We start from the raw sequence: 7,904 nt of genomic DNA on the forward strand, positions 1-7,904 counted from the left end.
CAGGGCCCCGGCGCCCCGGGACAACGAGGTCCACTGCCAGCCCCGGCGGGTCAACGCGTAGATCCCGGCCAGTTCCGGCACCGACTGAAGCGCGTTCCGGGCCGCCGCATCCGTCATATCCGTCCTCCGGCAGGTAGTGGCGGACCGGACCCAGCGGGACCGGCTCCCGGCGACACCCTGTCGGTGTCGCCGGAAGTCGGGGTCACGGGGCGAGTCCGTAGAGCAGGGTGGTCAGCGACCGGGCCAGCGTGGAGACCACCGTGTCGGCCGCCGCGTGCCAGGACTGCGGGTGGCCACCGAACACCGCGAGGTACACCGCGACCAGGCCCACCACCACGATCAGGGCTAAGCAGGCGATGAGCACCGAGACGACGGCGTGGATGAGGACGTGCACGATCACGAGAAACAGGTCCTTCGAGAGAAGCAGGGGTGCACCGCGAAGCTGGCGCACACGGACAGCAGGGAGCACAGGAGATGGGGTGGTCGCCCGGTGGGAACCCGGAGCGGGACCCGCTGGCCAAGCTCGACCACCGGGCGACCGAGCAGCCACCGCCCCGGAGCCGCGTCCCGCACGGGAGGAGGCGGGGTAACACGGCGGGAAGCCGGGAAACGGGGCTGCCGTCACGGGTCGGGACGTCGTTCTCGACGCCCCGACCGACAGCTCTGCGCAGAGTGGCGGTAGTCCCCTCCAGGGTGCGCCCAGTGGCAAAACTTCGGAAGCCCCGACGTCATGCCGTCATGCCCACCGAGGAGTGCGGGTAGGTCAACCCAGCAGCGCAGGTCGACACGACCGTCACCTCGACCGGTAGCGCCCGCAGAGCCGCCTGCACCGGAAACAGCCGGTCTCGCGGCACGAAGGCAAAGGCCGCACCACCACCGACCACACCTCCTGCTGCCTTACCCCCGTAGGCGCCGTGGTCGACCGCCGTGGCCAGGGCCGCATCGAGCAGCACGGTCGACGCCCGCGCCCGCGTGCTGAGAAGGTGGTGCGCCGCCGTGCACAGGACCCCGAGCTCCTGCCAGGACACCGGCTCCTGCCGCAGCGCATCCGTCACCTCATCCACCACACGGGCGGTGGCATCGGCGTAGCGCACCACATCCCGGTCCCGGGCCACCCACCGCGAGACCAGGACCCGTTCGGCATGCGGGCACCTGCCTCGCCCGGTGTCGATCAGCAGCAGCGCCACCTCGTCGTCGGCGAGGGCAGGCAGGACCGCCACCCGGGGCACCCCGGGCCCGGCGGTGGCCTCGACGCGAACCAGGCCACCGGCGGCGACGCCCAGGACATCCGTGGACACCCCGGCTGCCGATGTCCTGCGTTCCGCCTCCCCCGCCATCCGCAGGACGAGGTCCCGATCCACCCCGGCCGAGCCGGCTGGGGAACCAGATCGGGCCCCGAGGACGGCGGCGGCGACCGCGACGGCGACCGCGGCGCTGGACCCCAGACCCACACCGACCGGGACCTCACCGCGGGTCAGCACGACCCCACCGGCCGGCCCCGCCCCAGCCTGGTACACCGACAGGCAGGCGGCGGTGAGGACCAGGTCGAGGTCATCACCGGTCGGGGCGTAGTCCCGCACCCGGACGGTGCGTTGCTGGTGCAACGGCCGATAGGCGATGACCGAAAGGTGCTCGGTGGCCGAGGTGAGCAGCGCGGTGGCCGTGGTCCGCAGCCCCACGGCAGCCGACACGCAGGGACCGCCGCACATCCAGTCCAGGTGATCACCAGCGAGGAGCACACGGCCGGGCACGGTGGCCACGACGGGATCGACCATCACCGCTGCTGACCTTCCACGGGAGCGGTGCGTGCGGTGCGCCGGCCTCCCGGTGGGCGCAACCGCACCCCGGCTTCCCTGAGCAGGCGGCGGGTCATGTCGTAGGAGCGACCGATGGCGGTGGCCAGTTCCTGTATGGAGTGCCCCTGGTGGTAGCGGACGGCGAGCGTGGCGGCGAGGACCGCCCGTCGCACGTCTCGGGGCGTGGAACCCGTTCGCTGTGCCAGGCGCGGGGATGCGGGACCGGCGGCGCCGGGGCGGTGCGGCTCCGAAGCGGACGTGGGCGTCTGGGGTGGCAGATCACATGCGGGCGGGTGTTCCCGCGTCGGTGGTGGTGTTCCCGCCCGCTGACCGAGGGCGTCCTCGGCCCGGGCCCGCAGGGCACGGGCGGCGTCCTGGACGTGCCCGCCGCCCACCCCTGCGGCGATGTCCTGGGCCAGCACGCACTCGGCGACGGCGGAGGAGTGGTCCTGCGCGGCGAGGTGGGCCTCGGCCAGGCGCAGGTGCAGCGTGGCCAGCAGCAGCGGGTCGATCGGCGGACGCGCCGCCAACGCCAGGTGGTGGGTCACCCCGAGGTCGTCGAGGTACCCGCCGCGCAACAGGGGGATCCCGAGGGTTTCGGCGAAGCTCACGGTGAGCTCGTCCCAGCCGTGCAGGCTGGCCAGCGACTGCGCGGCCAGCACGTTCGTCCGTTCCGCGGCCAGCCACAACAGTGCCCGGTCCGGGCTCCACCCCGTGCGTCGGTTGGCCCGGTCGTAGACCGGGCTGCTCCGGATCCCGTACGGGTCGAGGGCACGGTCGACCTCGGCGGTGCGCCGGAGGTACCAGTCGAGCATGTCCACCAGCCACGCCCACCGTCGTGCTGGGTCAACTCGGGCCAGGGGCACGGTGTGGTTCGCGCCGTCGCGGCGGAACCGGGTGGGTCCTGAGGCGTGGGGCAGCGGCGTGAGCAGGCCCTCGGCGGCCATGAGCTCGAGTTCGTGGTCGATCGCGGTGGTGGACTCCTCGAGGGGGGCGGCGAGGGGGCCGGCGGTGACTTCGTCGCCGGGGTGGAGGCGGATCAGGTGGTGGAGCACGGGCCGGAGCCCGGGTGCACCGGATGCGGTGGTCATGTCTGGAACTTCCGTGGATGGGACGGGGTGACGGGAAAGGCGTCGCAGGGTGATCCGGCTGCGGCCGAAGCCGCTCGTCAGCGCGGGGCGTGGGGGTTCGAGAAGTGGGCAGGGTCGCTCGTGGTGGTGGGTGCAGGGCCCTGGTCACCATCCGGGCTGCCACGGGAGGGGAGCCCGACGAGGTACGGGCGAATCCGGCTCGTCAGCCGCGGTAGGGCGTAGCGGCGGACACGCCGGGAGCGGGCGGCCGGGACCCGAGGGATCAGTGTCGTGACCGTCTCGGTCACATCGACGGGTGTCATCCCGCCTCCCGAGGTCGAGTGTCCTGGTAGGTGGTCAGGTCGACGATCCCGGTGGCGTGGAAAGCACGTCGACGTTCCACGCAAGGCGCGCACAGTCCGCAGTGGGGTGGCTCCGCCCGTGCACAGGACCAGGTATCCGCGAAGGGAACGCCCAGGGCGGTACCCAGACGCACGACGGCAGCGGCGGGCAGGCCAGCGAACGGCGTCAGCAACCGCAGGCCCGCCCACGCGTCATCCTTGTCCAGGGGGCCCTGCGGGTGCGTCGGTGATGGGTGCGCGACTCGTACCCCTGAAGCGACTGCGTCGGCGCGGACCGCGACCGCCACCGACACGGCGACGTCCAGCATGACCTCGTGTGGCACTGGGGTTCCACCGGGTACGGCTCCCTGCGTAGGAAGGGAAGAGACCGGTTCCAGCTGGCTCCGGAAGGACTGGGCGCCAGGGTCGAGCAGCGCGGTCACGTCCATCACTCGGTGCCGACAGTCGAGTGCCTGGGCGAGGACCGAGGCCCGGTTGAGGGCGATGCGGTGCAGCTGGCCGTGGCCGAACGACACGAGGGTCAGCCGGCTGCGCCGGGCAGCCAACCAGTACGCCAGGACGGTGGAGTTCACTCCACCAGAGGCGAGGACGACCGTGTGCTCCGGGTGCTGGCGTGCGAGGTGCGTGGTCAACACAGCGCCGGTCATCACGCTGGCCGGCTCGCTCGGCGGATGGCACCGACGACCGCCTCCCAGCGAGGCAGGTCCGTGCCGACGCGAGGGCGCTGGATCCAGCGGGGACACTCGGCCCGGGACGTCGCCGGGGGCAGGGGGATCGTGCTGCCCACCTCGTACCAGCAGGCTCCAGCGATGAGGAGCTCGGTCACCGTGGAGGAACGCAGCGGAGTGCGCTTCTGGGTGAGGTAGATCCAGCTGGCGGACGAACGGGCCAGGACTTCGATGATGGGTCCGCGTTGCAGGGCCTGGACGAGGTGGTGGTTGACCTGGTGGCCCAGCTCGGCACTCATGCGCAGGGCGTCGACGGTGCCGCCGAGGGACAGCCGCACCTGCCCGGTGTCGGGGTCGGTGAAGGTGGGCCAGCGCGCCGTCCCGGTGGCGTAGCGGGTGGGCGCCTGCGCGGCCGAGATCACGCATCTCTCGGTGGGGTTCGCGGTGGCTGTGGTCACGAATCCTCCGTGCGGGGAATGGGGGATGGGGCGGCGGAACCGAGGCGCCTCAAGCGGGAGAACCTCGGCCCCACCGAGTTCAGGGGCACCGCGTCGGCGGACCATCGGAGCGACGAACGGGACCCGGAGGGGAAGCTGGAGCGGTCGACCGGGCCTTTCGAACTCTGCTCGTCCTGTGGAAAAGCCAACGCGCAGTGCAGTGCGGTGCCGCTGGAGACGGCGGCTGCTTCCGCCACATCGAAGTGCTGGGCGAGATCCTGTTCGTACAGGTCCACGTGGTTCTGGACCACGGAACAGGCATCGCGAGGTCGACCATCGGCAAGACCTCGGACAGTGTTGGCGTCATACAGCACGCCCCAGCCGCAGCGGCGTGGGCTGGACGCTCTCCTCGACCTTCGGCTCGGGGCGCGAGGTATCGGTGGCCCTGTGTTTGCTCAGCGCAAGCCGTAGACGGCGTTCGCGTCGACCGACCGTGCCTGGTTCGGGTGGCTTCAACCGGACGGACCGCCGCACGTCTTCAGGCACGACCATGACCGGCGGCGTAGGGAACGGCTGGTCCGAATGATCGGGGTGTTCGGGATGAACCAAATTCAGTAGAGCCCGCAGCGTAGGCTCTGGGTCGTTGCCGAACGCCCAAACAACGGCCGGCGGTTGGAAGACGTTGAAATTCTCGCGCCGGACCGCGCGCGTACCGCCGTGACTTGGTCGGGGCCGGTGATCTTCAAGAGGTCGACATAGCTGTCCCAGTAGTACGACGCGACGAGCACGACTGGTTCGGGCATTCCGCACAGGTGGAAGGTGAACCCGTCGTTGGCCACCTCACGCAGCAGCGTGGTCACGGTGGTCAGCCACTCGTCGTCGGTGGTGAGACGTGAAATCGAGGTCGGTAGTTTCATCGTCGCGATCCGGTCGTGTGTGGGTTGGGTGCTGGTCGCGGCGCGGTCGGGGACGCGACGCAACCAGCGAACTGATCAGACCGTGGTTGGCTGGGCCTGGGACAGATGACATTCGATGACAACCGCAAGGAGACGTGGTTGACGTGCCGCGAACCGTAACGATCACCGGAACGAGAACGACCGGCGAGGTCACCGACGCCGAACTGGACGACCTGTTCGACGCCTATCTGCGACGGTTCGCCACCGACCACGTCCGGTTCTACATTGGGGGCGCGGCCGGGATCGACACCGCGACACTGGGGTGGTTGGCCGAGCACACCAGTGCCCGGCTCACAGTGGTCGTGCCTTGCACGGTCGCGGATCAACCGACGACCGCAGCCGAAGCGATTGCCCGATGGAAGCACCAAGGCCGGCTGGACGAGGTCGTCGAACTCAGGGCTCCCGAGCTGGGCACGGCTGCCTACCATGCGCGGAATCGATGGATGGTCGACCGCAGCGAGTTCGTGATCGGTTTCCCGCGCGGCACCGATCCGGCCAGTGGGACCTGGTACACCCTCGCCTACGCCGCCGACCAAAGAAAACCCCGGCTGGTCGTGCCCCTGTGACCTCACGATGATGTACTGGTGGGCATGACCAGCATTGGTCCCGTCACCGGATCGAACTTGTTGCGCCACCTGCGCGAATCTCGGGGCTGGTCGTGGGCTGATCTCGCTCGGGCATTGCGGGAAACTGCCGGCCAGCTCGCGATGACGTCGCCGTCCGATCGCCGCGTCGCCAGCATCCAGCGGACGGTCGCCCGTTGGGAAAGCCCCACCGATCCGACCAGTCCCGGCGAGCGCTACCAGTACCTGCTGGCGCACCTGTACGCCCGGACGGCCAGCGGAACGTTCGCGTTGGGACCGGGATCGGACTTCGCAGCCCTGCTCGATGCTCTGCGGCATTCCGGCTCGCCCGAGCACCGCATCCGCCACCTGGTCGAAGCCGTCACTCGCACCGCCGCCACCTCCGGTGGGGTCGACGGAGACCACGCGTCGATGCCCGACGAAGCGGCGGTTCATCAGCTTGCTGACCAGGTCAGCGGCATCAACAGCCAGATCGGCTCGACCCCGCTGGTGCGCCTGCAACTGCAACTCGCACCCATCGTCGTCACCTGCCAGCGGATGCTCCGGTCCGAGCACCGCGACGAGGTGCTGGCCTTGGCGGCCGACGCCTTCGCGCTGGCCGCACGCCTAGCTTTCGAGACTCGAGATGACGAGACAGCCGAATCGCTGTACCAGAAAGCCAGGAAGACAGCAGGTCGCCTTCCCAACCGCCGTCATCGCGCTGCCGTGCTCACCAGCCACGCGATGGTCACGTTGCACGCCACCGGCAACCCGGAGACAGCCGGGCAGATAGCTCGTGCCGCCGTCACGGAAGCGCACCGCAGTGACAGCTACGCACTCCGCGCTCGCGCGCACGCTATCCACGCCGAAGTCAGCGCCCGTGCTGGCCAGGCCCACCACGCCCTGACAGCCCTGGAACGTGCCTGGACCACGGTTGAACAGCTTGCCATCGATCAGTACCCATCGGGCTTCAACGCTGATCGGCTGGACGGCTTTGACGGGCTCTGCGCGCTCTACGTCGGAGACGCCGATCACGCGCACGCTCGTCTGGAACGGTCGCTGGCCACGATGACCCAGCCACGTGATGCGGTGCAGCGCGGGATCATCGGGACGGACCTCGCGTTGGCGAGGTTGCGGCTCGGAGACCCGGCGGCCAGCGTCACCCTCCTCCACGAGGCAGTTGACCTGGCCGCGACTACCGGTGGCCGGGTGCCCGCTCAACGCCTGCGACACGCACGGAAAGCCCTGCGGCAAGCCCAAGCCGAAGCACACCTCGCCGAACTCGACGACCATATTCACGATGTCCTGATCGGGCGTTGAACTCGACTACTGTTCCTGCGGGCAAGGCGGTTTTCGAGAACCGGGGTGTGCCCGGTGGAAGTCGTCGGACATCCCCTTCGCGTCTCGAATCGGGTACTCGCGTCGTCGACACCAGGCGCGGGTAGGGCTTTACGCGATCGCGCAGACTGGGTCACGCACTGACATCGGTACAGGTCGGTAAGGGTCCGCTCCGCGCAACCGGGGGTGAGCCCTGGGCAACCCACACCGCCGGGGACGCCCCCTGGAACCACCACGGGATACTGCGGGGACTGCCCCGTTCGCTCGACACCAGATCTAGCGGCCGCGACGACCGGCGAGTGCCGGAGGCGGGCGGCGGACAGCGCCCTGCCGGCCGGACCAGCCCTGTAATCCCCGCCGCCCTGCCCGACACCGCGCCCCGACACCGACAGCGGGAAGCCACTCCCCCAGCTCAACACGGCAGCAGCCACCGCACAGGGTGGCCCCCGGCACCCCCACCCGGTATCCCGACCCCCAGGCCGATGACGAACCAAAGCCTCGAACGGGAGCACTTTCAGGAACCGACGCCACGCCGGAACCCGGGCCAGGACCTCCTGAGCTACGGACCTCCTGGCATCAGGAACTCCAGGAGACGGGGATCCGCAACGAGCACAGGCCCAGGCCGAACAGGACCACCATCCACCTGCCATGCCGACCGTGCCCGACAAGGCACAGCGTGCCGTGCGCGCTCGTGCTCTCCGGGACGGCAAGCTC

The 7,904-nt window shown here is 70.0% G+C and carries 8 protein-coding genes; 2 read left to right on the forward strand and 6 right to left on the reverse strand.

Annotation, left to right across the window (positions count from 1 at the left end; genetic code table 11):
- Positions 1 to 202: 202 nt before the first annotated feature.
- The 6 genes from ACTIDRAF_RS0223400 to ACTIDRAF_RS0223430 all read right to left on the reverse strand — a co-directional run bounded on the left by ACTIDRAF_RS0223400 (position 203) and on the right by ACTIDRAF_RS0223430 (position 5,250).
- Positions 203 to 400, reverse strand: a complete 198-nt coding sequence (locus ACTIDRAF_RS0223400) for a hypothetical protein (protein WP_016701126.1) — start codon at positions 398 to 400, stop codon at positions 203 to 205.
- Positions 401 to 728: 328 nt separating this feature from the next.
- Positions 729 to 1,775 carry a GHMP family kinase ATP-binding protein gene (locus ACTIDRAF_RS0223405; RefSeq protein WP_157163237.1) on the reverse strand — a complete coding sequence of 349 codons (1,047 nt, stop codon included), beginning with the start codon at positions 1,773 to 1,775 and terminating at the stop codon, positions 729 to 731.
- Positions 1,775 to 2,887, reverse strand: coding sequence for a helix-turn-helix domain-containing protein (locus tag ACTIDRAF_RS34630; protein WP_016701128.1), 1,113 nt, complete (start codon positions 2,885 to 2,887; stop codon positions 1,775 to 1,777). The genes ACTIDRAF_RS0223405 and ACTIDRAF_RS34630 overlap by 1 nt, the downstream gene beginning before the upstream one ends.
- 298 nt (positions 2,888 to 3,185) lie before the next feature.
- Positions 3,186 to 3,875, reverse strand: coding sequence for a 7-cyano-7-deazaguanine synthase (locus ACTIDRAF_RS34080; RefSeq protein WP_016701129.1), 690 nt, complete (start codon positions 3,873 to 3,875; stop codon positions 3,186 to 3,188).
- Positions 3,875 to 4,354 (reverse strand): hypothetical protein, encoded by a 480-nt coding sequence (locus ACTIDRAF_RS34085; protein ID WP_016701130.1) that lies wholly within the window; start codon positions 4,352 to 4,354, stop codon positions 3,875 to 3,877. Before ACTIDRAF_RS34085 ends, ACTIDRAF_RS34080 begins: the two co-directional genes overlap by 1 nt.
- A 590-nt stretch (positions 4,355 to 4,944) precedes the next feature.
- A complete protein-coding gene (locus ACTIDRAF_RS0223430) occupies positions 4,945 to 5,250 on the reverse strand; it encodes a hypothetical protein (RefSeq protein WP_016701132.1) in 306 nt (101 codons plus the stop codon).
- Between the two features lie 134 nt (positions 5,251 to 5,384).
- Here ACTIDRAF_RS0223430 and ACTIDRAF_RS0223435 point away from each other — a divergent pair, with 134 nt between their 5' ends.
- Together ACTIDRAF_RS0223435 and ACTIDRAF_RS0223440 are read left to right on the forward strand one after the other, a co-directional pair.
- Positions 5,385 to 5,855: a hypothetical protein gene (locus tag ACTIDRAF_RS0223435; protein ID WP_026066424.1), complete on the forward strand. Its 471-nt coding sequence runs from the start codon at positions 5,385 to 5,387 to the stop codon at positions 5,853 to 5,855.
- A 24-nt stretch (positions 5,856 to 5,879) separates the two neighbouring features.
- A complete protein-coding gene (locus ACTIDRAF_RS0223440; protein WP_026066425.1) occupies positions 5,880 to 7,172 on the forward strand; it encodes an NsdA family TPR-like regulatory protein in 1,293 nt (430 codons plus the stop codon).
- Positions 7,173 to 7,904 lie beyond the last annotated feature (732 nt).

Source organism: Actinoalloteichus spitiensis RMV-1378 (genome assembly GCF_000239155.1).
Lineage (GTDB): Bacteria > Actinomycetota > Actinomycetes > Mycobacteriales > Pseudonocardiaceae > Actinoalloteichus_B > Actinoalloteichus_B spitiensis.

Coding starts and splice junctions, on each gene's coding strand:
- ACTIDRAF_RS0223405 (WP_157163237.1), bottom strand. CDS start 1,775: ATGGTCGATCCCGTCGTGGCCACCGTGCCCGGCCGTGTGCTCCTCGCT.
- ACTIDRAF_RS0223430 (WP_016701132.1), bottom strand. CDS start 5,250: ATGAAACTACCGACCTCGATTTCACGTCTCACCACCGACGACGAGTGG.
- ACTIDRAF_RS34080 (WP_016701129.1), bottom strand. CDS start 3,875: ATGACCGGCGCTGTGTTGACCACGCACCTCGCACGCCAGCACCCGGAG.
- ACTIDRAF_RS0223440 (WP_026066425.1), top strand. CDS start 5,880: ATGACCAGCATTGGTCCCGTCACCGGATCGAACTTGTTGCGCCACCTG.
- ACTIDRAF_RS34630 (WP_016701128.1), bottom strand. CDS start 2,887: ATGACCACCGCATCCGGTGCACCCGGGCTCCGGCCCGTGCTCCACCAC.